This window comes from Saccharothrix saharensis, assembly GCF_006716745.1.
GTDB classification, from domain to species: Bacteria; Actinomycetota; Actinomycetes; order Mycobacteriales; family Pseudonocardiaceae; genus Actinosynnema; species Actinosynnema saharense.
This window is the reverse complement of the sequence record NZ_VFPP01000001.1, coordinates 3,544,651-3,568,913: the sequence shown is the minus strand read 5'-3', so window position 1 is coordinate 3,568,913 and position 24,263 is coordinate 3,544,651. Positions and strand designations below refer to the sequence as shown.

The window sequence follows — 24,263 nt, the reverse complement described above, 5'->3', positions numbered from 1 at the left end:
CCTCGACCTCTGCCCGGCCCGGACGCTGCCCGCGCCGACCCCTGCCCGTGCCGCCTGCGTGGGCCGACCGTGCCCACGTCGATGTGCGCCGACCAGCTCCGGGCCCAACCAGGTCCGGCCCGAGCCGGGCAGCTCGGCCGGCCCAGTCCGCTCGATCGGGTGCGGCCGGCACAACACCCCGCGAGCACCCCGGCCATTCCGCCGCAGAAGCCCGAGCCGCCGGGGAGCGCCGGAGGAGGCTGAGGGCAGCGTGCCCAGCCCGGGAAGTCCAGGACCCGGCTGGGGCAGCGCCTGGCAGGTTCGCCCCGACCGACCGTTGTCCGGCCCAAGCCGGGGCGTCACCGTTCACCCTCGACCGGCGACACCCGCCTTGCCTGCCAGTCGAGACCCGATCAGGCAGCCGCGCCCCGCCCGACGTTGCTCGAACCGGACCCGGGTGCGACCCCGGTCGGCCCGGCGGGGGTGGACCGACGCAGCGTTGGCCTCAGCTCGGCTCGGCAAGCCGACTCGGCCGGTGGGCTGGCGCGGGTCGGTTGTCCTGCGGGCTTGCGCGCGGTCCAGGTCGGGACGGGCGGTACCAGGTTCGTGTTCGAGCCGGGAGAGGGGTGGTGGGCAGGCCGGACGGGATCGGACCGGGCGGCCTGCCCGCCGTGTCACCGGGGTTGGTGGGACCTCCGGCGGGCCAGGGTGGTGACGCCGACGGCGGCCAGGCCGACTTGGAGGGCCAGTTCGATCCAGTCGATGCCCGAGGTGTCCGAGACGCCGAGGACCGACGCGGCGAACGTGCCCACCAGGGCCGCCGCGATGCCGACCACGAGCGTCATCACCATCGAGATCTTCTGCCTGCCCGGCACGACCAGCCGTCCCAGGCCACCGACGATCACGCCGATGACGAGCGCCGAGATGAGCCCGGTGATCTCCACGAGAGGTCCTTTCCTCGCCCTACGCGTCCACCACGAGCATCACTCGACGCCCTCACCCCCCGAATCGGGTTTGCCCCTGACCCGGCCCTGATCCCGACCCTGAACCCGGAACACCTCCGCGCCCTCCTCCGACAGGACCCGGCCGGGCACGTCCGGGTCGCAGCCCACCCTGGCCAGCCGTGACCTGATCGAGGTGGGCGAGCGTTCCAGGCGCTTCGCGATCGAGCGGATCAGGTCGGTGGTCGGGGTGTCGGTGGTGGCGGCCAGCCAGTCGGCGCGCAGGCCGTCGTCCAGGTCCCGGGTCCACGGTTGGTTGGCGTTCGCCGGGCGGTCGCGCGGTGAGAGCGAGGACGGTGCGCTGAGCCTGCCCAACGCCTCCAGCACCTGCGCCAGCAGCCTGCCGATCTTCGCGCCGGCGTCGGCCGGCATCCGGATCGCGCCCTCGGCCACCATGGCGCCCGCGGCGTCGACACCGGCCAGGTCGACGGAGAGGTCCGGGTCGGCGGTGGCCACCACCTGGTAGGTCGTGGAGCCGATGCGGACCGCGTTCTCGTACGTGGTTGTCGTCATGGTGATGACGCTAGCGGAGGGGTCCGACAATTCCGGGCCCGTGCCGGAGGACCGGAGGAGCGAATGTCCGATCAGGGGCAGAGCGGGCACGTCGGCGCGGTCGGCTCCGAGCCCGTCAGGTACGGCTTGAGGTGCTCGGCGATGGCCCGCGCCAACGACGGCGGCACGGCGTTGCCGATCTGCCGCGCCACCTCGATCTTCGAGCCGCACCACTCGAACGAGTCCGGGAACGACTGCAGGCGTGCCGCCTCCAGGTGCGTGATCGGGCGGTCGACCCGGTGGCCGTCCTCACCCGGCTCCCACTGCGGGTGCAGGTAGCGGCCCTTCTCCGGCTTGTAGAACTCGGTGCGGATGGTCAGCGACGGCTCGTCCCACCGCATCCGGCCCATCACGTCGGTCGTGCCGCTCTTCTTCTCCCGCCAACACCGGGGCAGCAGGTCCGGCGGCAGGTCGAACCGGCCCCCGCCCGGCGGGATGTGCCGGTACCGCTCCAACGACAACGGCGTGGGGTTGCGGCCGATGTGCAGGTCCGGGCTCTTGAACGGGCCGGGCAGCTCACGCCCGAAGAACTCCACCACCGAGGTCGGCAACGACGTCGTCACCGGCCGCTCCGGCAGGCCGCGCAGCACGTCACCGACCGTGTGCCAACGTCCGCGCGGGTGCGTCGCGACCGGCAGCGGGATGCGCCCGATCCGCGAGCCGATCACGATCGTGCGCCGCCGCCGCTGCGGCACGCCGAAATCCGCCGCGAGCAGGATGCCGTGGCTCAGCTCGTAGCCCTCGGTCTCCGCCTGCAGCAACGCGAACTCGGTCGACGCCAGGAACCGGTCGACGTTCTCGATGACGAACACCGACGGCCGGGCCCGCCGCACGAACCGCAGGTACTCCCGCCACAGCGAGTTGCGCGGATCGTTGACGTCCTTCGAGCCCAGGTTCGAGAAACCCTGGCACGGCGGACCGCCGACGATCACGTCCACCTCGGGGATCGCGCTGTCCGGCACGGCCGCGATGTCCGACCAGCGGATGTGGTCCTCGCCGAAGTTCGCCGCGTACGTGGCCGCCGCGTGCAGGTCCCACTCGACCGCCATGACCGGCCGGTAGCCGCCCGCCGCGGCGAACCCGGAGGTCATGCCACCGCAGCCGGCGAACAGGTCGATCATGGACAGCACGGGCTCAGGCTAGCCGACCGCGCCGCGCCAGCACCGCCGTCCGCACCCGACTCGCCGCGACGGTCGGGTCCTCGTGCTCCCAGACCCGCACCGCGAGCCACCCGGCGTCGGCCAGCACCTGGTCGGTGTTCGCGTCACGCGCCTGGTTCGCCTCGATCTTCGTCCGCCAGAACTCCCCGTTGCGCTTGGGCCAGGTGCCGTGCTCCGGGCAGCCGTGCCAGAAGCACCCGTCCACGAACACCGCCACCTTGGCCGGCCCGAACACCACGTCCGCCTCCCGCCGCACCGCGCGCACCGGCCGCTGGTGCACCCGGTACCGCAGCCCCAACCGGTGCAGTTCACGCCGCAACGCCACCTCGATGCCCGTGTCACGGGACCGCTGCTTGCTCATCCGGGCGCGGACGTCGTCCGTCGTCTCCAGGTTCGGCACCCGGCCATCATGACTCACCCGGGGTGCAGCACGTCCCGCAGCCGCCGCGCCGCCCGGTCCAGTTGGGCCCGCACGGGCAGCACCGCCGCGCCCACCTGCGTGTACTCGCTCACCCCCAGGTCCGCGAAGAAGAACGGCGGCATCGCGTGCACCAGCAGCTCCGCCGACCGCTGCCCACCGCCACGCGGGTTGAGGATCAGCCGCTCCACCCACGCGTCCACCTTGAACACGGTGTCCGCCAACGGGTGCACCCGCACGTCCAGCCCGTGCCCGCGCAACACCGTGACCACGTACACGTCCCGCAGGAACCCCAGGAACTCGGACACCACCCGGTTGCGCAAGGCCGCCCGCCCCGCCGGCCCCACCTCGGCGATCACCTCGCGGGCCGGCGTCCACAACATGCCCCGCGCCCGCTCGTCGGCCTCGCAGAACTCGCGGAACTCCGGCCAGCCCGGTAATCGGCCCAGCGCCTCGACCACGTGGTGCGCCACGTGCGCGAAGGCGAAGTCCGGCCGCCAACCCCGGATCTCCGGCACGTCCGCCGGACCCGCCCGCGGCGCGCTCCGGCACGCGGCCTCGACCTCGTCGGGGGTGACCCGGTGCACGGCCACGGACTCGTGCGCCATCACGTGCCCCACGACGTGCTTGCGCCCGCTGTACCAGTGGTTGAAGTGGAACCGGGTCTCCTGCGTGACGTTGAACAGCCGGCGCACTTCCATCGCGGTGGTCATGACGCGGAGAGTACGGACGACCACCGACAGTTCCGGGGAAACCGCAGGTCAGGTGATCGACAGGTTCGCCCGGTCCGCCGCCGAGCGACCCGCGTCCCACCCCGCCGCGCTGCGCACCGGCGTCGACTTGGCGACAGTCCGGCTGAACATCGAGCCGAAGTACTCCTCCACCGCCTTCTTCCGCTCCGCCAGCACGGGCAGCAGCCGGTCGTCGTCGGCGGGCACCTCGTTCGCCGCGCGCAACCGCTCCCCGATCCGGTGGGCGTAGGACAGCAGGAACGACTTGCGGAACGCCGCCGACCGGGCCTCGTCGCCCTTGCGCGCCTTGTCACCCGCCGCGACCATCGCCCGCGTCGCCTGGACCAGCAGCGACGCCGACAGCAGCTCCACGATCTCCAGGTCGAGCTCCTCGCCGACCAGCGCCACGAACCCCAGGTCGTACACCACGGCACGGCAGCGGTTGGCCTCCGCGACCACGTGCACGACGTGCGCCTTGCCGTCGAAGTACCGCTTGTCCAGCCACAACCGGCGGGACGTCGTCGTCGGCGCCTCCAAGGGCATCCGCTCCAACGCGTGCCGCGTCACGAGCTCCTGCGCCTTGGCCGACAGCGCCTCCGCCTCGTCCGGGAACGCGGTCGACTCGGCCTTGGCCAAGAGCCCCCGCACCCGGTTGAGGATCTTCGGGTCGACGTGGTGGTGGTCGATCGCGGCCAGCGGCGTCCCCGGCTTCGGCACGATCACCGGCAGCGCGGGCAACGTGACGAGCACCGCCAGCACCGCCACCGCGGCGGCCACGGCGTCGTCGCGCAGCTCGATGTGCCGGCGGGCCCACTGGTCGAGGTGCGGCTGGTCGGCGTCCCACCACACCGCGGCCCCGATCTCCGCCAGCTGCTCCCGCCAGCGCGGGTGCAGCGCGGGATAGCGGGACGCCTCCAGCGCCAGCGAGTCGACCAGGAACGACAGCGCGCGCTCGTCCTCGTTGCGCCGCACGACCTCGTACACGTCGTAGGGCAGCCAGCCGTGTTCCCACAGGTGCTCGAACGCACGCCTCAACACCGCCTGCACCGCGTCGTCCACTTCGGCCGGTGGGAGGGAGGAGGTGCGCGGCAGCCGGGCCCGGCGGTTCGCCGCGGCCCGCCACAACGCCTCGCGCAGGGAGTCCACGACCACCGATTGTCCCCTTTCGGGTGTGGTGTCGCCGCAGCCGGTGCGCGTTGCGCCCCACGCGGACCCCGACGTGCCAGCCTCGCGCGGTGAGCCGGAAGACGCAGGTCCCGAAACGGCGACCGATCATGGTGGTGCACCGTCCACAGGGGACGCCGCTGACCACGGCGCAACGCCTGGTCGTCCACCGCTGCCGCGCCCTGCCGCACCTGCTCGACCCGCTGGAGGCCGAACTGACCGTCAGCAGCGCGGTCGCGGACCTCCGCCCGGACGAGGAGTTCTGGGCGGGCCTGATCGAGCACGCCGTGTCGCTGCCCAGCCGCCGCAACCACGCCCTGCTGCGCGTCCTGGCCGCCGTGCTCACCGGCCGCCCGCGCGAGTGGGCGGCGAACGCCGTGACGCCCGCGGGCCCCGCCCTGACCGTCGGCGGCGCCTGGATCTGCGACCGGTCGATCGACGCCGGCTACCTGGCCCTGATCTGCACGTACACGTTCGCCACCGCGGAGCACGCCATGGTGTTCCTGATCGACGAGCTGTCCGGCGGCGAAGTCCGCACCGCCTTCGTGACCCGCGACGTCACCACCGCCCGCACCCGCCTGTCCGACCAGGGCCCGCTGACCCCGATCGGGGCAGAGGCGGCCCACTGGCTGCTGGCCAAGTCCTACGACCGCCTGGACCGCAACACCGACGCCGTCCTCGACGGGGAAGTCCGGCGGACCCGGTTGCTGGCGAGCCGGCGAATAGCGCTTGCCTTCGGCTGATCGCGGCCGGGCGAACAATGCGATTGCGCGCCCGCCGAAAACCACCGGAGAAACGAAGAAGCAGGTCGGCGCAATGCCGACCTGCTTCTTCGTATTGTGCGCCGCCAGGGACTCGAACCCCGAACCCGCTGATTAAGAGTCAGCTGCTCTGCCAGTTGAGCTAGCGGCGCTCGGACTTCCTTGCTCCGTCCGACGCGAAGAACATTAGCACAGCGTCTCTCTCAGCTCCCAATCGCCTGGTCAGGGCAGGTGTGCCGCCCTGGTGCAGGGGGAACTTCGCCTTGGTAACGATCCAGCATCTCGGGCAACATCGTCAACCCTCCAGGCGTCACCTTGTCAGGGGACGCCGACAGGCTCTCGTCGCGGGCTGTCAAGGCGTTCTGGGGACGAAGCGGAGGACGGGATGTACCGCATGCGGGGGGCGCGCAGAGCGCTGGGGATCGTCGCGATCGGGTTGGTCGCGACGTTGATCACAAGTTGTTCGTCGGGCTCCGCCTCGACCGGGGCCGCGTCCGGTGAGACGTCCACCACTTCGTCCACACCGCCGCCCAAGCCCGTGTCGTTGAGCACCGGTCCCGCGGACGCGGCGGTGGACGTGGCGCCCGGTGTGCCGGTCGTGGCCACGGCCACCGACGGCAGGATCACGGCGGTCTCGCTGACCAACCCCGAGGGCAAGGTCGTGGCCGGCCAGGTGAGCCCGGACGGTCTCCAGTGGACCAACACCGAGCCGCTGGGCTACGAGAAGACCTACAAGCTGGCCGTCACCGGCGAGGGCGCGGACGGCAAGCCCGTCACCAAGACCTCGACCTTCACCACCGTCAAGCCGCGCACCCAGACGCTCCTCGCGGAGGTCTTCCCGTTCGACGGCATGACGGTCGGCATCGGCCAGCCGGTGCACTTCCGGTTCGACGAGCCGGTCACCGACAAGGCCGCCGCCGAGGCGATGCTCTCCATCACCACGGAACCGAGCGTCGAGGGTGCCTTCTACTGGTTCGACGACCAGAAGGTGCACTGGCGCCCGAAGGCCTACTGGGCGCCCGGCACCAAGGCCACCATCAACGCCAAGATCTACGGCAAGCACCTCGGCAACGGCGTGTACGGCCAGGAGGACCACGTGTCCACCTTCACCATCGGTGACGCGGTCGTGCACGAGGCCGACGGCCAGTCGCACCAGGTCATCACCAAGATCAACGGCCAGGTGGCGCGCACCATGCCGACCTCCATGGGCGACGCGCAGAACACCACCCCCACGGGCGTCTACGTCACCATGGAGAAGCACGACCACATGGTGATGGACTCCCGCACCTACGGCCTGTCCCTGGACGCGGGCGGTTACGTCACGCCGGTCGACTGGGCCGTCCGGATGTCCAACTCCGGCATCTTCTTCCACGGCGCGCCGTGGTCGATCGGGGACCAGGGCAGGCGCAACGTCAGCCACGGCTGCCTGAACCTCTCGCCCGAGAACGCCAGGTGGGTCTACGACATCTCCAAGCCCGGGGACATCGTGGTCGTGACGAACTCCGGCGGCCCGGTGCTGGAGCCGACCGACGGCTACGGCGACTGGCAGATCCCGTGGGAGGAGTGGGTCAAGGGCGGCGCGAAGTAGCGCTCACAGGTCCGTGACGCGACCCGCCGCCACCACCAGGCGGCGGGTCGTGCGCACCGCGTCCAGCATCCGCCGGTCGTGCGTGACCAGCAGCAACGTGCCGGTGTAGGAGTCCAGCGCGGACTCGAGCTGCTCGATCGCGGGCAGGTCGAGGTGGTTGGTCGGCTCGTCCAGCACGAGCAGGTTCACCCCGCGTGCCTGCAGCAGTGCCAACGCGGCACGCGTGCGTTCACCGGGCGACAGCGAGGCCGCCGTCCGCAGCACGTGCGCCGCCTTCAGCCCGAACTTCGCCAGCAACGTGCGCACGTCGGCGGGCACCAGGTCCGGCACGGCCGCCCCGAACGCCTCCAGCAGCGGCTCGTCGCCCAGGAACAGCCCGCGCGCCTGGTCGATCTCACCCACCACGACGCCCGACCCCAGGGAAGACGACCCGGACGTCAGCGGCACGCGGCCGAGCAGCGCGGCCAGCAACGTCGACTTGCCCGACCCGTTGGCCCCGGTGATGGCGATCCGGTCCGCCCAGTCCACCTGCAGGTCGACCGGCCCCAGCGTGAACGACCCCCGCGCCACGACCGCCGCCCGCAGCACGGCCACGACCGCGCCGGAGCGGGGCGCGGCGGCGATCTCCATCCGCAGCTCCCACTCCTTGCGCGGCTCCTCGACCACGTCCAGCCGTTCGATCAGGCGCTCGGTCTGCCGCGCCTTCGCGGCCTGCTTCTCGGTCGCCTCGGTGCGGAACTTGCGCCCGACCTTGTCGTTGTCGGGCGCCTTGCGGCGGGCGTTCTTCACGCCCTTCTCCATCCACGCCCGCTGGGCCCGAGCGCGCTCCTCCAGCGACGCGCGCGTGGACGCGAACTCCTCGTACTCCTCACGCGCGTGCCTGCGGGCGATCTCCCGCTCCTCCAGGTACGACTCGTAGCCGCCGCCGTAGGACCGCACCTGCTGCTGCGCCAGGTCCAACTCCACCACCCGCGTCACCGTGCGGGCCAGGAACTCGCGGTCGTGCGACACCACCACGACGCCCGCGCGCAGCCCCGTCACGAACCGCTCCAGCCGGGCCAGGCCGTCCAGGTCGAGGTCGTTGGTCGGCTCGTCGAGCAGGAACACGTCGTACCTGCTCAGCAGCAACGACGCCATGCTCGCGCGGGCCGCCTGCCCGCCGGACAGGGCCGTCATGGGCAGGTCGAGCGACACGTCCAGCCCCAGGTCGGCGGCGACCTCCAGGGACCGCTCCTCCAGGTCCGCGCCACCGAGCGCGAGCCACCGCTCCAACGCGTCGGAGTAACCGTCGTCACCCTCGCCCGCGGTCAACGCCTCGGTCGCCCGGTCCAGCTCGACCTGCGCCGCCGCCACGCCCGTGCGGCGGGCCAGGAACGCCCGCACGGTCTCGCCCGGACGCCGGTCCGGCTCCTGCGGCAGGTGGCCGACGGTCGCGGTGGTGGGGGAGAGGCGGATCACACCCTGCTCGGCGGGCAGCAGCCCGGCGAGCGTGCGCAGCAGCGTCGACTTGCCCGCGCCGTTGGCCCCGACCAGGCCGACCACGTCACCGGGTGCGACGACCAGGTCCAACCCCGAGAACAGCACGCGGTCGCCGTGCCCGGCGGCCAGGTCTTTCGCGACGAGTGTGGCGCTCAACGACGACTCCAGGGCAAAAGAAGACGCCCCTCGACGGCGTCGAGGGGCGTTCCGCTTGGGGTGAGTGACGGGACTTGAACCCGCGACACCTGGGATCACAACCCAGTGCTCTGCCAGCTGAGCTACACCCACCAAGACCGGTTGACCCGGCGCGTGAAGCATACAGTGCCCTACCGCCGGGTCTGAAATCGACCCTATTTCTGCCCGTCGGCGGCCAGCAGCTCGGCGGCCACGGCCTGCGCCTGCTCCGACGTCGGCCCTGGTTGCGGCACGAACGCCGTGCGCCGGTAGTAGGCCAGCTCGCGGATCGACTCCTTGATGTCGGCCAGAGCGCGGTGGGCCAGCCCCTTGCCCGGCTGCGCGTAGTAGATGCGCGGGTACCACCGCCGGCACAGCTCCTTGATCGACGACACGTCGACCATCCGGTAGTGCAGGTGGGCGTCCAGCTCGGGCATGTCGCGGGCGATGAACCCGCGGTCGGTGGCGATCGAGTTGCCCGCCAGGGGAGCGGTGCGCGGGTCCGGCACCCACTCCTTGATGTAGGCCAGCACCTGGGCCTCGGCGTCGGCCAGCGTCACGGTGGACCGCCGGACCTCCTCGGTGAGCCCGGACTTGGCGTGCATCTGCATGACGACGTCGGGCATCGAGTCGAGCGCGGTGTCGTCGGCGTGGATCACCACGTCGACCCCCTCGCCGAGCACGTTCAGCTCCGCGTCGGTCACCAGGGCCGCGATCTCGATCAAGGCGTCCTTGCCCAGGTCGAGGCCGGTCATCTCGCAGTCGATCCACACCAAGCGATCCATCACCCGCGCGAGCCTAGTCGCCCGGTCCGACCGGCCCCGCGTCGCTTCGGGTGGCGGCCCCTTCCAATCTCATTACGCTCAGGGCGATGACGGCCCAGAGCGACATCGCTGCCGGTTACGCCTCCCAAGGCGCGGCCATCGAACTCGGTGCAGTGCTCGTCGGCGGACAGGTGGAGGCCACCGCGCACGTGCGGCTCCCGCTGGCCACGATGAACCGGCACGGCCTGGTCGCCGGCGCCACCGGCACGGGCAAGACGAAGACGTTGCAGCTGATGGCCGAGCAGCTGTCGGCGGCGGGCGTGCCCGTGGTGATGGCGGACGTGAAGGGTGACCTGTCGGGGCTGTCCCGGCCGGGCGAGGGCGGTGAGCGGGTCACCGCGCGGGCCGCCGAGACCGGTGACGACTGGCAGCCGGCGGCGTGCCCGGTGCAGTTCCTGTCCCTGGGCACGGGCGGTGCGGCGGTGCCGGTGCGGGCGACCGTGACGAGCTTCGGGCCGATCCTGCTGGCGAAGGTGCTCGGCCTCAACGACACGCAGGAGTCCACGCTCGGGCTGATCTTCCACTGGGCCGACTCGCGCGGCTTGCCGCTGCTGGACATCAAGGACCTGCGGTCGGTGATCGGGCACCTCACGTCCGCCGAGGGCAAGGCGGACCTGAAAGGTCTGGGCGGGGTGTCGTCCGCGACGGCGGGGGTGATCCTGCGGTCGTTGGTGAACCTGGAGGCGCAGGGCGGTGACACGTTCTTCGGCGAGCCGGAGCTGGATCCGCGGGACCTGATGCGGGTGGTGGACGGCCGCGGCGTGGTGTCGTTGCTGGAGCTGGCGGAGTTGCAGGCCAGGCCGGCGTTGTTCTCCACGTTCCTGATGTGGTTGCTGGCGGAGCTGTTCGAGGTGCTGCCCGAGGAAGGCGATCTGGACCAGCCGAAGCTGGTGTTCTTCTTCGACGAGGCGCACCTGCTGTTCGCCGACGCGTCCAAGGCGTTCCTGGAGCGGATCACGCAGACGGTGAAGCTGATCCGGTCCAAGGGTGTCGGTGTGTTCTTCTGCACGCAGTTGCCGACCGACGTGCCGAACGCGGTGCTGTCGCAGCTGGGCGCACGGGTGCAGCACGCGCTGCGGGCGTTCACGCCGGAGGACCAGGCGGCGTTGGCGAAGGCGGTGAAGACGTACCCGACCACGCCGCACTACGAGCTGGACGAGGCGTTGACGTCGTTGGGGATCGGCGAGGCGGTCGTGACGGTGCTGAGCGAGAAGGGCGCGCCGACACCGGTCGCGTGGACGAGGTTGCGCGCTCCGCGGTCCTTGATGGACACGATCGGGGCGGACGCGATCAGGCAGGCCGCCGAGGGGTCCGAGCTGCACGGCAAGTACGCCGGGACGGTGGACCGCGAGTCGGCCTACGAGAAGCTGGCGGCGAGGGTGGCGCCGCCTCCCGCGCAGGAGGAGGCGGCGCCACCTCGGGAAGACCGGGCCGAGCGCGAGGAACCCGGCGTCGTCGCGCAGGTGCTCGGCAACTCGGCGGTGAAGTCGTTCCTGCGTTCAGCCGCCGGTGCGCTGGGTCGTGAGATCACCCGAGGGCTGTTCGGGACCTCCCGCAAGCGCCGGTGAGCGCTTGATCCTCATCGACAGGAACGCCGCGACGATGCTGAGCAGGCCGGCCGCGTACCACGTCGAGGAGTAGTTGCCGAAGTGGTCGCGGGCGATGCCGGCGGCCGTGGCGGCGATGGCCGCGCCGATCTGGTGCGAGGCGAAGACCCAGCCGAAGACGACCGGGGCCGAGAGGCCGAACACCTGGCGGCACAGGGCGACCGTCGGCGGCACGGTGGCGACCCAGTCCAGGCCGTAGAAGATGATGAACACGAGCATCGACGGGTGCACCGAGTCCTGGAACAGCTGCGGCAGGACCAGCAGTGACGCGCCGCGCAGCGCGTAGTACACGGCGAGCAGGACGCGGGAGTCGACGCGGTCGGTGAGCCAGCCCGACAGGACCGTGCCGACGATGTCGAAGATCCCCACCAGGGCGAGCAGGCCGGCGGCGGTGGTGGTGGGCATGCCGTGGTCGTGCGCGGCGGGGATGAAGTGGGTGCCGACCAGGCCGTTCGTGGTCGCGCCGCAGATCGCGAAGCCCGCCGCCAGGAACCAGAACGGTCCCGTGCGCGCGGCGCCGGCCAGCGCGCGGACGGCAGTGCGGGCGGCACCGCCCGCGGCCGGCGGCACGGGCACGACCTCGTCACCGCCGTACGGCGGAACGCCCAGGTCGGCGGGGTGCTCGCGGAGGAACAGCAGCACCAGCGGCACGACCGCGAGGGCCGCGACGGACACCACGACGCACGCCGTGCGCCACCCCGACGACTCCGACACCGCCGCCACGACGGGCAGGAACACCAGCTGGCCCGTGGCGCTGCCCGCCGAGAGGATGCCGGTGACCAGGCCGCGGTGCTTGACGAACCACCGGCCGGTGATCGTCGCCACGAACGCCAGCGCCATCGAGCCGGTGCCCAGGCCGATCAGCACGCCCCAGAACAGCACCAACTGCCAGGCCGCGGTCATGAGCACGGTCAGCCCGCTGCCCACCGCGACCAGCGTCAACGCCGAGGCCACGACCTTGCGCACGCCCAGCCGCTCCATCAGCGCGGCGGCGAACGGCGCGGTCAGGCCGAACAACATCAGGTTCACCGACACGGCGAAGCCGACCGTGCCGGTGGACCAGCCGAACTCGCGTTGCAGCGGTTCGATCAACGCGCCCGGGGTGGCCCGGAACGCCGCCGCGCCGACGAGCGCGACGAAGCCGACGCCGGCGACCACCCATGCCCAGTTCTGCCTGCTGCGAATCACGTGGGCCAGCGTCACCGATCGGGCCCCGATCAGGAAGTGGCTCGATGGCCATCATGTGCAAGAATCCGGCCATGGACCGCCGTCACCTGGTCGCCGTGCTCGCGCTGGACGAGGTGGTGACGTTCGACCTCGGCACCCCGACCCAGGTCTTCAACGCCGCCCGCGACGAGCACGGGCGGCGGCACTACCGGGTGCGGATCTGCACGCCCGGCGCTCGGCCGGTGCGCAGCGCGGCCGGGTTCACCATCACCCCCGACCACGGGCTGGAGCTGGTCGCCGAAGCCGACACGGTCATCGCGGTCGGGGTGAGCTACGGCGCGCAGGTGCTGGACGACGGCACGCTGGAGGAACCGGTGCGCACGGCGCTGCTCGCGGCGGCGGGCCGGGGCGCGCGGGTCATGTCGATCTGCACGGGCGCGTTCGTGCTGGCCGCCGCCGGTCTGCTGGACGGCCGCGCGGCCACCACGCACTGGGCGCACGCGGACAACTTCCGCCGCCTGTTCCCGGCCGTTGAGCTGGACCCGGACGTGCTGTTCGTGGACGGGGGCGACGTGCTCACCTCGGCGGGCGTGGCCGCGGGCGTCGACCTGTGCCTGCACCTCGTGCGGCAGGACCACGGCAGCGAGGTGGCGAACATGGCCGCGCGCCGCTGCGTCGTGCCGGCGTGGCGGCCGGGCGGCCAGTCGCAGTTCATCGTGCGGCCGATCCCGGACCAGGCCGACACGTCCACCGCGCCTGCCCGCGCGTGGGCCCTGGAGCACCTGGGCGAGCCGCTCGACCTGAGCGCGCTGGCCGCGCACGCCCGGATGAGCGTCCGCACGTTCACCCGCCGCTTCCGCGAGGAGGTGGGCGTCAGCCCCGGCAAGTGGATCACGCAGCAGCGCGTCGAACGGGCGCGCCACCTGCTGGAGACCACGGACCTGGCCGTCGACCAGGTGGCCAGGCACGCGGGTTTCGGCACGGGCGCGGCGCTGCGGCAGCAGATGAGCGCGACGCTCGGCGTGTCGCCCAGCGCGTACCGCACCACGTTCCGCTCAGTCGGCTAGCTCCAGGAACGGCCGCAGCAGGTCCGGCACCGCCTCGGCCGCCAGCGCCAGGCCGTCGGCCTCGGCCACGTCGACCACGTGGTACGCGCCGTCGCCCGCCGCCGTGGTGGCCGTGATGGTGACCAGGCCCGCGCGGCGCTGGAAGAACGAGCGGGAGACGCGCCAGCCGATGATGCCGGTGCGTTGCAGCGCCACGGTTTCCCGCACCGCCGAGCCCGCGCGGGCGAGCAGGTACCGGTCGGTCAGCGCGTGGCCGAGCGAGCGGTACCGGTCCCAGCCCAGGGCCGCGGAGAACGGCACGAGCGCCAGCACGACCTGCCACGTCCAGCTCGGCGCCGACCAGGCCAGCGCCGCCGCGAGCACGAGCAGCGGCACGACGGCGCGCACCATCCGGCGGCGCAGGGCGGCCATCGGGTGGCGCCGCAACGGCGTGCGGGTCGGCGGTTCGTCGGTGCGCAGCACCTCCGCCGACACGCGGTGCGCCTCGGCGACCGGAGCGGGTGGCAGCAGCAGGTTGCTCTCACCCTTGCGCCCCAGGCCGGTGGTCACGGTCTTGGCGTGCGCGCCCCGCCCGGTCCGCAGCAGCAGCGGCTCGACCAGCTCGACGCCGCGAAGTCGTTGCTCGGCAACGGAAACCGAACGGGTGGTGAGCAGGCCGCGGCGCACCCGGACCGTGTCGTCCGGCTCGCGCGTCAGCCGATAACCGTGGAACTGCACCACGTACACCAGCACCGAGCCGAGCGTGGCGACCAGCAGCACGACACCGGCGAACACCGCGATCGTCAGCCCGAGCGGCTGCGCGGCGACCCAGTGCGCGGCCTCGGTCATCGGCTCCAGCACCTCGATGTCCAGCTCCCGGGCGAAGTTCACCACGAACCCGAACAACGCACCGGCGGCCACCAGCCCGGACAACGTCAGCGGCGCGTACCGCAGCCACTGGTTGTCCCACTTGGACAGCTCCACGCTCGGCCGCTCCTCGGCCGGTTGGGCCACCGCGACGGGCGCCTTGGCGATCGTGAGCAGCAGCACCCGCAGCCGTTCCGCTTCGGCCGAGGACACCGCGTCCAGCGTCAGGCCGTCCTCGCCGGGCTGGTCGCGCTGCCCGGTGCCGACCCGGATCGCGGACAGCCCGAACAGCCGGTGGCCGAGCTTCGCGGTCAGGTCGACGGTGCGGATGCGGTCGCGCGGCACGGCCAGGCGCTTGCGCACCAGCAGCCCGGTGTGCATCTCGACCTGCTCGGTGGTGATCCGGTACCGGGTGGTGATCCAGCGCAGCAGGCCGAACAGCACGATCGCGACGATCACGCCGACGCTGACCAGGATGCGCCACGTCTCGCCCTTGCCCAGCACGAGCAGGCCGACGAACACCGGCACCAGGCCGAGCAGCTCGTTCAGCGGCCGGACGACGAGCATGCGCACGTCCAGCCGGTGCCAGTCCACGACCGGCTCGGCGTGCTCCGGCGCGGCGGGCAGCTCGGTGGTCACGTGGCATCACCCGGCGTGGCCTGGGTGGTGGTGGTCAGCTCGTCGGCCAGCCGCACCGCGTCACCGTGCTCCAAGCCCTCGATGAGCACGGGGCCGGCGGCCGAGGCGGTGGTGACGGTGACCGTGGACAGGCCGAGCAGCTGTTGCAGCGGACCGCGCTTGGTGTCCACGGTCTGGATGCGCGAGACCGGCGCGATCCGCCACTCCTGGTTCAGCCAGCCCGCCAGCGTGTAGACCGCGTCCGGGGTGGCCTCCCAGCGGTGCACGCGGTAGCGCCAGCGCGGCATGACCAGGGTGTGCGCCGTGCCGAGCACGAGGGTGGCGACCGCGGCGGCGACCTGCCACGGCGTCGCGGTGAAGACCAGCACGACCACTTGCGGCACCAGCAGCACCGCCCAGCCGATCAGCGCGTGCAGGGTCCAGAGGGTGATCGACTTGCGGCTCACCCGGTGCCGCGGCGCACGCAGGCGCAACACTTCGTTGCTCACGCCGTCCACTGTGCCTCACGGCCGAGCCCGCGTGCGCGCGAACCCGGCCGGGTCACCGACCGGTCAGGGCTGGGGTGAGTACGGCGCCTGGAAGACCCGCGCGTCGGCGCTCTGGCCCGAGACGGCCACGGCGGCGGGCACACCGGCGACGACCGCGAGACCGGCGCAGATGGCGAGCGCAGCCATGATCTTGTGCAGGGAGTGCACAACCATCGTCGAACTCCGTTCGATCGTAGCGGCTTTGTCGGCAGGGGGGAGCCGGACCAGATCCGCGGGCGACGCCCGGAAGCGTCCAAGCGGAGCATGGCACACAGGTGTCGTCACGGTCATCACCCACTTCTGCCTCTGCCCGCTGGGCAATACCCCCGGAGCGGTCGCCCCGATCGTCGGGGACATCCCACCATTACCGGTAACGAGCCGGAAAGGCGGAAGTGACTCAGTCGACCACCGCGCGTGCCCGTGCCTCGTCCTCCAGGTCGACCCACCACACCGCCGCCCCCGCGCGGTCGCGCACGTCGAGGGTCCGGTAGATGCGCTGGAGGTGGTTCTGCACGGTCTTCGGCGACAACGACAGCTCGGCCGCGATGGCGGCGGTGCTCTCACCTGCGGCGACCCGACGTAGCACCTCGATGCCGCGCCGGGTCAGCCCGGCCCGCAGCGCCCGCGCGATGCGCCGGTTGTCCTGCTCCGCGGTGGCCGAGCTGCGCAGCGGGTCCGGCGCCGACCGGGTGTCGCGGCGCAGCCCGACCGTGCGCTCGGCCAACTGGTCGACCAGCCGGGCGGACAGGTCGTGCTCCCGCATCCGCAGCAGGTCCCGACCTTCCTGCAGCTCCCACAGCCGGTACTGCTCCAATTGAGACCGGGCGTGTCGCAGCGCCGGTTCCAGCTTCCCGGCCCGCTCGTAGGCCTGGCTCAACGCGCCGTGCGCCCGCACCGCGACCTCACGGGCCAGCACGCCCATCGCCAGCTCCGCCGCCCGGGTCAGCTGCCGCACCTGCTCGTCGCACCGGCCGCGGGCGCCGCTGATCCGGGCCCGCGCCATCAGCAGCTCGGCCCGCAGCACGGGCCGGTCCTGCCCGGTCAGCAGCTGGTCGGCCCGCCGGCACGAGCGCAGCGCCCGGTCCACCTCGCCCAGGTCCAGCCGCACGTGCGTGAGCAGCAGGTTCAGCCGGGCCATCCGCAACGGCTGGTCCAGGTGCTTCCACCGGTCGCGGACCTGCGCGCACAGCGCCTCCGCGCGGCGCAGCTTGCGCGTGCACGGCTCCCCGTCCGGGCTGCACCGGCTCGCCGGCGAGCGCACCATGCAGTGCTCGTGGTACTGCGTGCGCAGCACGGTGGCCTGCTCGTACAGGATCGAGCCGATCAGCTCGACGTCCTTGGTCAGCTCGGCCAGGCCCAGGGCGCGGGCCAGCGAGTGCAGCGACCGCTCCCGCGAGTCCAGCCGCAGCTCCACCACGGCCTGCGAGAAGCTGCACCACGCCTGGAGCCCGACGTGCCGGTTGGCCGCCGCGATGGCCTGCACCCGGTCGATGGTGTCCAGCGCGCCCGGCAGCAGCCCGCGCTTGCCCAGCGCCACGGACTGCGCCAGCACGCTGTGCGCCACGCCCTCGGCGTCGTCCAGCCACGAGAACGCGGCCACGGCCTTCTCGGCGAACTCCAGCGCGTCGCCCGGGCGGCCCTCGTCCAACGCCATCCGCGCCTCGCGCAGGTTGGACACCGCGGCTTCGCGCGGGTCGGCCGCTCGCTGGACGGGAATCGTCATCGTTGCCCCCGCGCCGAGGGTACTCACCCCAGCTCGCGCTTGAGCACCTTCCCGGTGGCGTTGCGCGGCAGGGCGTCGAGGAAGACCACCTCCCTCGGCACGGAGAACTTGGCGAGGTTGCCGCGCACGTGCTCGCGCACCGCCTCCTCGTCCAGCACGCCCGGCTCCTCGCACACGACGTACGCGGCGAGCCGTTGGCCGAACCTTTCGTCCGGCACGCCGACCACGGCCACCTCGCGCACCCCCGCCAGGCCCGCCAGCAGGTCCTCGACCTCACGCGGGTACACGTTCTCGCCGCCGGAAATGATCATCTCGTCGTCCCGGCCCGCGACGAACAGCAGGCCGTCCTGGTCGCGGTAGCCGACGTCACCGGTCGACATGAGGCCGTCGCGGACCTCCTTGTTGCCGCCGTTGGTGTAGCCGTCGAACAGCATCCCGTTGGCCACGAAGATCCGGCCGGTCGTGCCCGCGGGCACCCGGTTGCCCTCGTCGTCCAGGATCTCCAGCCGGGTGCCGTGCGGCGGCCTGCCCGCGGTGTCCGGGTGCCGGGCCAGCTCGTCGGGCCGGGCGATGCTCACCCACGACACCTCGGTGGAGCCGTAGAGGTTGTAGAGCACCGGGCCGAAGTCGGTCAGGCACCGGCGCGCCACCGGCGGCGGCAGCGCCGACCCGCTGGAGGCGATCACCCGCAGCTTCGGCAGGTGCGGGCGTCCGGTGAGCTCCAGCACGCGTTGCAGCATCACGGGGACCACGAACAACGCGTCGCTGCCGTGCCGGCGGGCGTCGGCGAGCACGAGGTCCGGGTCGAACTTGCGGCGCAGCACGAACGTCGCGCCCAGCACCAACCCGATCTGGAACGCGGCCAGTCCCCACGTGTGGAACAGCGGCGCGGGCACGGAGAACCGGTCGCCCGCCTTGAGCGGGATGCGGGACAGCAGCGCGGCGGCGGGCGTGAGGCTCGCCGGTTCCGGCCGCTTGGCGCCCTTGGGCGCGCCGGTGGTGCCCGACGTCAGCACGATCATCCGGCCGCGCGGCGGTCGCCGGGGCAGGGGCGTGTCGGGTGAGCCGGCGATCAGCTGCTCCAACGTCTTGCTCTTCGTGGTGCCGTCCACCCACGCGATCACCCGGCGCACCTTGCGCGGCGCGTTGGTCAGCAGGTCGCGGAACTCGGTGTCGGCGACGACGACGGACACGTCCTGCTCGCGCAGCACCACGGCGATCTGCGCGGCGCTCAACCCGGTGTTGAGCAGCACGGCGTGCGCGCCAAGCTTCACGCACGCGGCCACGGTCTCCACGAAGCCGCGGTGGTTGCGGCACAGCACGGCGACCTTCGAGCCCGCGCGCACGCCCAGGTCGTGCAGGCCGTGCGCGAGCCTGGTGGTGCGCTCGTCCACCTCGGCGTAGGTGAGCGTGCCCGCGTCGTCGATGATCGCCGGCCGGTCGGGGTGGCGGGCCGCGCCGGTGGCGAAGCCGAACGCGACCGTGATGTCCCACCGGAGGAAGGCGTCCACGACGCCGAGCAGCCTGCCGGGGCCCATGGGCCGCACGACACCGGCGCGCACCAGCGTCGCCAGCGCGCGCAGCGCTCCCACGACCCGGTTCACCGCGTCGCCCGCAGGACCAGGCGGGTGATGCCCGCGGCGACGGAGGCGAGCGGCGGCGTGCGCGGCGCGCCCTGCTCCGGCATGGCCCGGTAGACCAGGTGCAGCAGCGATCGGACGGTCTTCGGCGCGGCCTTGCGCGCCAGCTCGACCAGCACCCCGGCCGGGAGGTTGACCTCCTCCGGACGGCGTTCCAGCGCGCGGACCACCCACTGCGCCGCGCGTTCGGGCGTGGCCGCGGGGAACGCGTCGTAGACCTTCGTCGGGCCGATCATCGGCGTGCGCACCAGCGGCATCCGCACGGAGGTGAACGTGACGCCGTCGGCGACGGTCTCACTGGCGGCCACCCGGCTGAACGCGTCGAGTGCGCTCTTCGAGGCGAGGTAGGCGGAGAACCGGGGTGTGTTGATCTGCACTCCCATGCTCGAGATGTTCACGATGTGGCCGAACCGCCGTTCCCTCATGTGCGGCAGCAGACCGAGGACCAGTCGCAGCGGTGCGAAGTAGTTCAACGCCATGGTGCGCTCGTAGTCGTGCAGCCGGTCCACGCTCAGGTGCACGCTGCGGCGGATCGACCGGCCCGCGTTGTTGACCAGCGCGTCGACGCCGTCGTGGTCGGCGAGCACCTGCTTGAGCAGCGCGCCCACCGCCTCCGCGTCGGTCAGGTCGCACGGGTAGGTGTGCGCCGTGCCGCCCTCCGCGCGGATCCGCCCGGCGACCTCCTCCAGCTCGTCGGCGCGCCGGGCGACCAGCAGCGGCACGGCGCCCTTGCGCGCCACGGCGAGCGCGCTGGCCGCGCCGATGCCCGAGGACGCGCCGGTGACGAGCACGGTCCGCCCGGCCAGGCCGTGCCCTCGGGCGGCGCGCAGCGGGTCGAGGTGGTCGGCCCAGTAGCGCCACAGCGTGTGCGCGTAGGTGGTGAAGTCGGGTGGTTCGAGGCCGGTGACCGCGCGGGTGGCCGTCGAGTCGAAATCGGCGTGCAGCGCGAGGTGGGGCACGAGCCGCGGCGGGACGCCCAGCTCCGTGAGCACGCCGGTGACGACCGCGCCGGTGGGTTCGGCGGGCAGCGGCAGCGGCACGCTGAACCGTACCTTCGGCGCGCCGGCGGCGTCGGCCAGCGCGTTGTAGACCTCGTCCATCCGCTGCGAGCGGCGGGCGGTGAGGTGGAACGTGCTGCCGGCCGGCACGTCGGCGTGGATCAGCCGGTCCAGCGCGGCCACCACGTAGTCGACCGGGACCACGTTCGCGACCCCGAAGTGCGGCGCGACCAGCGGCAGCCGGCGCGGCAGGCGGGCGAGCGCGGCCAGCGCCGCGAAGAAGTGGTACGGGCCGTCGACCTTGTCGACCTCGCCGGTGCGCGAGTCGCCGACCACCGCGCCCGGCCGGTAGATCCGCCACGGGACGCCGTCCTGGCCCCGGACGATCTTCTCGGCCGCGTGCTTGGTCGCGTGGTACGGCGAGCCGAGGTGCTGGCCGAGGTCGAAGTCGTCCTCGGTGAACGAGCCGCGGTGATCGCCCGCGACCGCGATGGACGACACGTGGTGCAGCAGGCCGGAGCCGGTGCGTTCGGCGTACTCGACGACCCGCCGGGTGCCCTCGACGTTCACGGCGTGGTGCGCCTCCGCGGACGCGGTGAAGTCGTACACGGCGGCCAGGTGCACGACGTGGTCGACCCGGTCGGCGTCGATCGGCGAACCGAGGTCGCCCAGCACCGGCGTCAGCTTCCCGTGGCGGTCCAGCTTGTCCGCCGAGTGCGGCCTGACCAGCGCGAACACCCGTTCGCAGTCCGGTCGCCGCAGCAGCTCGGCGACCAGGCGCCTGCCGATGAAACCCGTCGCGCCGGTGACGAAGTAGGTACCCACGTCCCCGATACTGGCATTACCTACCCGTGAGTAGGAAGAGTCCGGGGGGAATTCGGAACGCCGGCGATCAGTTCTCCGGCGTGCCGGAGGCGTTCACCACCGCGTCGCGCAGGGCCGCGCGCAGCCGGCCCACCTCCAGCGGCGTCAGCACGGCCGCCTCACCCGGCGGCACGGTCACCACGACGTGGCCCTGGCTGACGAAGACGGTCATGTCACGGCGACGTGACGCGATGTCGCGGCAGGCGATCTGCCACTCCTTGCCTGTGCTCACGGCACCCAACCTCCAGCTGTGTCGACACGGGGTGCTCGGACCAATCCGGGCGCTCTCGGGAGGAGACGCGCGTGGGTTGGTGCCATGACGGGACTTTCCGCCGGGCGACCGTGCCGAGCTGTCGCTAGCGTCGCATGAGGCTGTCCTCGCAGTCACCTGAAGGGGTGAGAAAGATGGCTGAACCGCAACGGATCGTGATAATCGGGTCGGGTCTGGCGGGCGCCTGGCGTTGCGGGCCGAGCTGACCGGAGGGGCCGAGGTCGTCATCGTCGGCGCGGGGTGGATCGGTTGCGAGGTCGCCGCCGCGGCCCGGCGGCACGGCGCTTCGGTGACCGTGGTCGACCCCGTGGACCTGCCGCTGCGCCGGGTGCTCGGACCGCGGATGGGCGAGGTGTTCCGCGACCTGCACGCCGAGCACGGCGTGAGGTGGCGGCTCGGCATCGGCGTGGACGGCTTCACCGAGCACGGCGTCCGGCTCGCCGACGGCGGCGCGCTGACCGGTGACGTGGTGGTGGTCGCGGTGGGCGCCGCGCCGAACCTGGACCTGGCGCGGGACGCCGGGTTGGCCTCGGACGGGGGCGGGGTGGCGGTGGACGGCGCCCTGCGCACGTCCGCGCCGGACGTCTTCGCCGTCGGCGACGTCGCCGCGCACGACCACCCCCGGCACGGCCGGCGGATCCGGGTCGAGCACTGGGCGAACGCCCAGGGCCAGGGCGAGCACGTGGCCGGTCCGGTCCTGGGCTCGGACGAGCCGTACGAGGCGTCGCCGTACTTCTTCACCGACCAGTACGACCTCGGCATGGAGTACCGGGGACTCGCCGACGCCGAGCACGACGAGCTGGTCGTGCGCGGTGACGTGGACGCGCGCGAGTTCACCGCCTTCTGGCTGCGCGAGGGGCGCGTGCAGGCGGCGATGAACGTCAACCGGTGGGACGACGGCGAGGCGTTGCAGCTCCTGGTCGACGCGCGGGCCGAGGTGACGCCGGAGCAGTGCGCTAGGCGTCACATGCAGGAGCCGTGGTCGGGCCCGTGACCCGACGCGATCAGGCGTTCCAGCAGCACGCGCAGCGTGCGCGCCTCCTCCGGCCCGAGCCCGGCGGTGAACTCCCGCTCCACCTCGACGTGCAGCTTCTCGACCTCGCCCTGGACGGTCCGGCCCTGCTCGGTGATCACGGGCACCCGCACGCGCCGGTCGTGCGGGTCCGGCTTGCGCATGATCAGGCCCGCGCGTTCCAACCGGTCCAGCTCCGCGGTCAGGGTGGTCTTGTCCACGCCCAGCGCGTGGCCGAGCGCGAGCTGGGTGCGCTGGAACTCCTCGCTGACCAACGCGGTCAGCACGATCTGCCCCCGCGTGGTGATGCCGTGCCGCACCGCGGCTTCCTGCGAGACCGCGCCCAGCTTCTGCGCCGCGCGGTGCAGCAGCCAGTTCAGGCCCGCGCGGCTGGTGCAGCCCAGGTCAGGGGCGAGGTCCATGCCCGCGAGCATACCCGTCGGGCTAGGTATTCTTAGGTCGGAACATCTTGACTCGTAACTCCTCAGCCAATATGTTCCGAGTTGAGAATTCCTAGGGGGATCGTGGCCCACCTGCCGCACACCGACACCAGCCTGCGCACCGCCGGCGAGGAGTTGGCGGCCGCTTCGCGGGAGGACGCGCACCGCTCGGTGCGCGAGCCGGCCGTCACCTGAGGGGGAGGCGGGTGACGGGCCGTCGTCGAGGGGGACGGCCCGTCACCCGATAGTGCAAGCCCGGAGGGCCTGCCACGATGTGGGCCATGTCGGAGCCGATCGCCGCGGTCGTGGTGCGTGCCGCCGAGCTGACCGCGCGCGGACTGCCGCGCCAGGCGATCGACCTGCTCCAGCCGGCGCTCGTGGTCAACCCCCTGCACGGTGAGGCGTGGTGCCGGCTGGCCGCCGCCTACCTCGACGCGGGCGAACCCGACCCGGCGCTGAACGCCGCCAAGCGCGCCTTGGTGCTCGACGGCGACCCGGCGTGGGCGCAACGGCTGACCGCGCTGGCGTTGAGCGAACTGGGGCGGCACGCCGAGGCGGTCGTCGCGGCACGGGAGTGCGTGCGCCGCAAACCCGGCGACTGGCGCTGCCAGGTGGTGCTGGCCGAAGTGCTGGCGAACAGCCCCGACGGCCGGCGGGAGGCCGTGGAGGTCGCCCGGCAGGCAGCGCACCTCGCGCCCGGGCAGGCACGCGCGTTCCAGGTGCTCGGCGACGCCGCCCTGCGCGTGCGCGACTGGGGCACCGCCGAACGCGCCTACCGCACCGCGTTGCGCCTGGACCCCGAAGCCGGCGACGTGCGCGCCAACCTCGACACCGTGCGGCGCAAGCGCGGTGGCGCGCCCATCCCGCCGCCGTCCGCCGAAGCGCTGCACGCCGCGCACGCGCTGGTCTGGCCCGCGTTGTCCCGGCTGGCCGCGCTGCTCGTCGCGGGCGGGCTGGTGCTGCTGCTCGGGGGCATGCCGCGGCCGACGCCGTTCCTCGGCTGGTTCTCCGGCCTGCTGGTCGTCGCCTGCGCCGCGGTCGTCGGGCTGGTGCTGGTCAAGGCGCGGCGCGGGGTGCGGCGGGCGCTGTTCCGGCTGCCCCGGCACCGGCCCAAGGTCGCCTTCACCGCGACCATGTTCGGTCTGTCCGCCGTCATCCTGACCGGCTGGACGGTGGCGCTGCTGCTCGGCGCGACGACGATGCAGCCGCTCGTCATCGCCTGGCTGTGCGCCCTGATCGGCGGAGCCGTCGTCGTCCTGGCCGGCGGTCGCTAACCTGGACGACGGGAAGGAGGCCGATGACCCGACGCGCGCTGCTCGCGATCCTGGCGTTGATCGCGGGTTTCGTCGTGTCCGGACCCGGCCCCGGTACGCCCGTCGACGTGGTCGCCGTCTCGTCCACCGTGGACGCCGCCCACCTGCCCGGCACGACCGCGCGCGCCACGAACGCCACCCACCCCGTGCAGGTGCACCCGGGTCAGCCGCTGGACGGCGTCCAGCCGGCCGTGCACGTCACGCCCGCGCCGCCGGTGCGGGTGGACGTGGTCGACCCGACCCACCACCTCCTCGAGCGCAACGGCCAGACCTCCCTGGGCGAACGCGCGCCGCCCGTGACCTCCGGTAGCTGAACCC

At 72.6% G+C, this 24,263-nt stretch carries 23 protein-coding genes, 2 tRNA genes and 1 pseudogene; 7 read left to right on the top strand and 19 right to left on the bottom strand.

Annotated elements, in window-relative coordinates; translation table 11 throughout:
• Window positions 1-653: 653 nt before the first annotated feature.
• The 6 genes from FHX81_RS15175 to FHX81_RS15150 form a co-directional block, all read right to left on the bottom strand.
• Window positions 654-923, bottom strand: a complete 270-nt coding sequence (locus FHX81_RS15175; protein ID WP_141978786.1) for a GlsB/YeaQ/YmgE family stress response membrane protein — start codon at window positions 921-923, stop codon at window positions 654-656.
• A 39-nt stretch (window positions 924-962) separates the two neighbouring features.
• Window positions 963-1,493: a hypothetical protein gene (locus FHX81_RS15170; protein ID WP_141978785.1), complete on the bottom strand. Its 531-nt coding sequence runs from the start codon at window positions 1,491-1,493 to the stop codon at window positions 963-965.
• A 71-nt stretch (window positions 1,494-1,564) separates the two neighbouring features.
• Window positions 1,565-2,653 (bottom strand): DNA cytosine methyltransferase, encoded by a 1,089-nt coding sequence (locus FHX81_RS15165; RefSeq protein ID WP_141983949.1) that lies wholly within the window; start codon window positions 2,651-2,653, stop codon window positions 1,565-1,567.
• A gap of 13 nt (window positions 2,654-2,666) precedes the next feature.
• Window positions 2,667-3,053, bottom strand: coding sequence for a very short patch repair endonuclease (locus FHX81_RS15160; RefSeq protein WP_141983948.1), 387 nt, complete (start codon window positions 3,051-3,053; stop codon window positions 2,667-2,669).
• Window positions 3,054-3,106: 53 nt separating this feature from the next.
• Window positions 3,107-3,823, bottom strand: a complete 717-nt coding sequence (locus FHX81_RS15155; protein ID WP_141978784.1) for a hypothetical protein — start codon at window positions 3,821-3,823, stop codon at window positions 3,107-3,109.
• A gap of 48 nt (window positions 3,824-3,871) precedes the next feature.
• Window positions 3,872-4,993 (bottom strand): DUF2786 domain-containing protein, encoded by a 1,122-nt coding sequence (locus FHX81_RS15150; protein ID WP_246107826.1) that lies wholly within the window; start codon window positions 4,991-4,993, stop codon window positions 3,872-3,874.
• An 83-nt stretch (window positions 4,994-5,076) separates the two neighbouring features.
• Here FHX81_RS15150 and FHX81_RS15145 point away from each other — a divergent pair, with 83 nt between their 5' ends.
• Window positions 5,077-5,748 (top strand): hypothetical protein, encoded by a 672-nt coding sequence (locus FHX81_RS15145; protein WP_246107825.1) that lies wholly within the window; start codon window positions 5,077-5,079, stop codon window positions 5,746-5,748.
• Between the two features lie 97 nt (window positions 5,749-5,845).
• On the opposite strand, the gene FHX81_RS15140 is transcribed toward FHX81_RS15145, so the two are convergent.
• Window positions 5,846-5,918 (bottom strand) — tRNA-Lys (locus FHX81_RS15140).
• A 233-nt stretch (window positions 5,919-6,151) separates the two neighbouring features.
• Here FHX81_RS15140 and FHX81_RS15135 point away from each other — a divergent pair.
• On the top strand, window positions 6,152-7,354 hold the full coding sequence (locus FHX81_RS15135) for a L,D-transpeptidase (RefSeq protein ID WP_141978782.1): 1,203 nt from the start codon (window positions 6,152-6,154) through the stop codon (window positions 7,352-7,354).
• A 3-nt stretch (window positions 7,355-7,357) separates the two neighbouring features.
• Here the strand turns inward: FHX81_RS15135 and FHX81_RS40530 are convergent, their stop codons facing one another.
• The 3 genes from FHX81_RS40530 to orn form a co-directional block, all read right to left on the bottom strand.
• Window positions 7,358-8,989: an ABC-F family ATP-binding cassette domain-containing protein gene (locus FHX81_RS40530; protein WP_170232059.1), complete on the bottom strand. Its 1,632-nt coding sequence runs from the start codon at window positions 8,987-8,989 to the stop codon at window positions 7,358-7,360.
• 56 nt (window positions 8,990-9,045) lie between these two features.
• Window positions 9,046-9,121 (bottom strand) — tRNA-His (locus FHX81_RS15120).
• A 62-nt stretch (window positions 9,122-9,183) separates the two neighbouring features.
• Window positions 9,184-9,795: an oligoribonuclease gene (gene orn / locus FHX81_RS15115; protein ID WP_141978780.1), complete on the bottom strand. Its 612-nt coding sequence runs from the start codon at window positions 9,793-9,795 to the stop codon at window positions 9,184-9,186.
• Between the two features lie 83 nt (window positions 9,796-9,878).
• On the opposite strand from orn, the gene FHX81_RS15110 reads away from it, so the two are divergent.
• The gene (locus FHX81_RS15110; RefSeq protein ID WP_141978779.1) at window positions 9,879-11,399 is read left to right on the top strand and encodes a helicase HerA-like domain-containing protein; all 1,521 of its coding nucleotides are present in this window, start codon (window positions 9,879-9,881) and stop codon (window positions 11,397-11,399) included.
• Here the strand turns inward: FHX81_RS15110 and FHX81_RS15105 are convergent.
• On the bottom strand, window positions 11,331-12,626 hold the full coding sequence (locus FHX81_RS15105; protein ID WP_141978778.1) for an MFS transporter: 1,296 nt from the start codon (window positions 12,624-12,626) through the stop codon (window positions 11,331-11,333). The two genes, FHX81_RS15110 and FHX81_RS15105, sit on opposite strands and share 69 nt — an antisense overlap.
• A gap of 71 nt (window positions 12,627-12,697) precedes the next feature.
• Here FHX81_RS15105 and FHX81_RS15100 point away from each other — a divergent pair, with 71 nt between their 5' ends.
• Window positions 12,698-13,672 (top strand): GlxA family transcriptional regulator, encoded by a 975-nt coding sequence (locus tag FHX81_RS15100; RefSeq protein ID WP_246107824.1) that lies wholly within the window; start codon window positions 12,698-12,700, stop codon window positions 13,670-13,672.
• Here the strand turns inward: FHX81_RS15100 and FHX81_RS15095 are convergent.
• The 7 genes from FHX81_RS15095 to FHX81_RS15070 all read right to left on the bottom strand — a co-directional run bounded on the left by FHX81_RS15095 (window position 13,661) and on the right by FHX81_RS15070 (window position 21,141).
• Window positions 13,661-15,085: a PH domain-containing protein gene (locus FHX81_RS15095; protein ID WP_141983946.1), complete on the bottom strand. Its 1,425-nt coding sequence runs from the start codon at window positions 15,083-15,085 to the stop codon at window positions 13,661-13,663. The two genes, FHX81_RS15100 and FHX81_RS15095, sit on opposite strands and share 12 nt — an antisense overlap.
• Before the next feature lie 68 nt (window positions 15,086-15,153).
• Window positions 15,154-15,645 carry a PH domain-containing protein gene (locus tag FHX81_RS15090; protein WP_246107823.1) on the bottom strand — a complete coding sequence of 164 codons (492 nt, stop codon included), beginning with the start codon at window positions 15,643-15,645 and terminating at the stop codon, window positions 15,154-15,156.
• Between the two features lie 63 nt (window positions 15,646-15,708).
• Window positions 15,709-15,858: a hypothetical protein gene (locus FHX81_RS40525; protein WP_170232057.1), complete on the bottom strand. Its 150-nt coding sequence runs from the start codon at window positions 15,856-15,858 to the stop codon at window positions 15,709-15,711.
• Between the two features lie 223 nt (window positions 15,859-16,081).
• Window positions 16,082-17,407 carry a response regulator transcription factor gene (locus FHX81_RS15085; protein ID WP_141978776.1) on the bottom strand — a complete coding sequence of 442 codons (1,326 nt, stop codon included), beginning with the start codon at window positions 17,405-17,407 and terminating at the stop codon, window positions 16,082-16,084.
• A gap of 23 nt (window positions 17,408-17,430) precedes the next feature.
• Window positions 17,431-19,011, bottom strand: coding sequence for an AMP-binding protein (locus FHX81_RS15080; RefSeq protein ID WP_141978775.1), 1,581 nt, complete (start codon window positions 19,009-19,011; stop codon window positions 17,431-17,433).
• Window positions 19,008-20,870 (bottom strand): SDR family oxidoreductase, encoded by a 1,863-nt coding sequence (locus FHX81_RS15075; RefSeq protein ID WP_141978774.1) that lies wholly within the window; start codon window positions 20,868-20,870, stop codon window positions 19,008-19,010. Before FHX81_RS15075 ends, FHX81_RS15080 begins: the two co-directional genes overlap by 4 nt.
• A 67-nt stretch (window positions 20,871-20,937) precedes the next feature.
• Complete coding sequence (locus tag FHX81_RS15070; protein ID WP_141978773.1) at window positions 20,938-21,141, bottom strand: hypothetical protein; 204 nt, start codon at window positions 21,139-21,141, stop codon at window positions 20,938-20,940.
• A 223-nt stretch (window positions 21,142-21,364) separates the two neighbouring features.
• Here FHX81_RS15070 and FHX81_RS15065 point away from each other — a divergent pair.
• Window positions 21,365-22,174: pseudogene (locus FHX81_RS15065) on the top strand (NAD(P)/FAD-dependent oxidoreductase); the annotation flags it as partial.
• Here FHX81_RS15065 and FHX81_RS15060 read toward each other — a convergent pair.
• Window positions 22,144-22,614 carry a MarR family winged helix-turn-helix transcriptional regulator gene (locus FHX81_RS15060; protein ID WP_246107822.1) on the bottom strand — a complete coding sequence of 157 codons (471 nt, stop codon included), beginning with the start codon at window positions 22,612-22,614 and terminating at the stop codon, window positions 22,144-22,146. The pseudogene FHX81_RS15065 and the gene FHX81_RS15060 overlap by 31 nt on opposite strands.
• A gap of 299 nt (window positions 22,615-22,913) precedes the next feature.
• Between FHX81_RS15060 and FHX81_RS15055 the strand changes: the two genes are divergently transcribed.
• Window positions 22,914-23,906 (top strand): tetratricopeptide repeat protein, encoded by a 993-nt coding sequence (locus FHX81_RS15055; RefSeq protein ID WP_141978770.1) that lies wholly within the window; start codon window positions 22,914-22,916, stop codon window positions 23,904-23,906.
• Window positions 23,907-23,929: 23 nt separating this feature from the next.
• Entirely contained in the window at window positions 23,930-24,259 is a 330-nt protein-coding gene (locus FHX81_RS15050) for a hypothetical protein (RefSeq protein ID WP_141978769.1), read from the top strand.
• Window positions 24,260-24,263: the final 4 nt, after the last annotated feature.

Excerpts from the sequence above, each read along its gene's own strand:
- FHX81_RS15060 (WP_246107822.1), bottom strand. The coding sequence starts at position 22,614 with ATGGACCTCGCCCCTGACCTGGGCTGCACCAGCCGCGCGGGCCTGAAC.
- FHX81_RS15170 (WP_141978785.1), bottom strand. The coding sequence starts at position 1,493 with ATGACGACAACCACGTACGAGAACGCGGTCCGCATCGGCTCCACGACC.
- FHX81_RS15110 (WP_141978779.1), top strand. The coding sequence starts at position 9,879 with ATGACGGCCCAGAGCGACATCGCTGCCGGTTACGCCTCCCAAGGCGCG.
- FHX81_RS15100 (WP_246107824.1), top strand. The coding sequence starts at position 12,698 with ATGGACCGCCGTCACCTGGTCGCCGTGCTCGCGCTGGACGAGGTGGTG.
- FHX81_RS15155 (WP_141978784.1), bottom strand. The coding sequence starts at position 3,823 with ATGACCACCGCGATGGAAGTGCGCCGGCTGTTCAACGTCACGCAGGAG.
- FHX81_RS15095 (WP_141983946.1), bottom strand. The coding sequence starts at position 15,085 with ATGCTCGTCGTCCGGCCGCTGAACGAGCTGCTCGGCCTGGTGCCGGTG.
- FHX81_RS15050 (WP_141978769.1), top strand. The coding sequence starts at position 23,930 with ATGACCCGACGCGCGCTGCTCGCGATCCTGGCGTTGATCGCGGGTTTC.
- FHX81_RS15160 (WP_141983948.1), bottom strand. The coding sequence starts at position 3,053 with ATGAGCAAGCAGCGGTCCCGTGACACGGGCATCGAGGTGGCGTTGCGG.
- FHX81_RS15085 (WP_141978776.1), bottom strand. The coding sequence starts at position 17,407 with ATGACGATTCCCGTCCAGCGAGCGGCCGACCCGCGCGAAGCCGCGGTG.
- FHX81_RS15055 (WP_141978770.1), top strand. The coding sequence starts at position 22,914 with ATGTCGGAGCCGATCGCCGCGGTCGTGGTGCGTGCCGCCGAGCTGACC.
- FHX81_RS40525 (WP_170232057.1), bottom strand. The coding sequence starts at position 15,858 with ATGGTTGTGCACTCCCTGCACAAGATCATGGCTGCGCTCGCCATCTGC.
- FHX81_RS15165 (WP_141983949.1), bottom strand. The coding sequence starts at position 2,653 with ATGATCGACCTGTTCGCCGGCTGCGGTGGCATGACCTCCGGGTTCGCC.
- FHX81_RS15135 (WP_141978782.1), top strand. The coding sequence starts at position 6,152 with ATGTACCGCATGCGGGGGGCGCGCAGAGCGCTGGGGATCGTCGCGATC.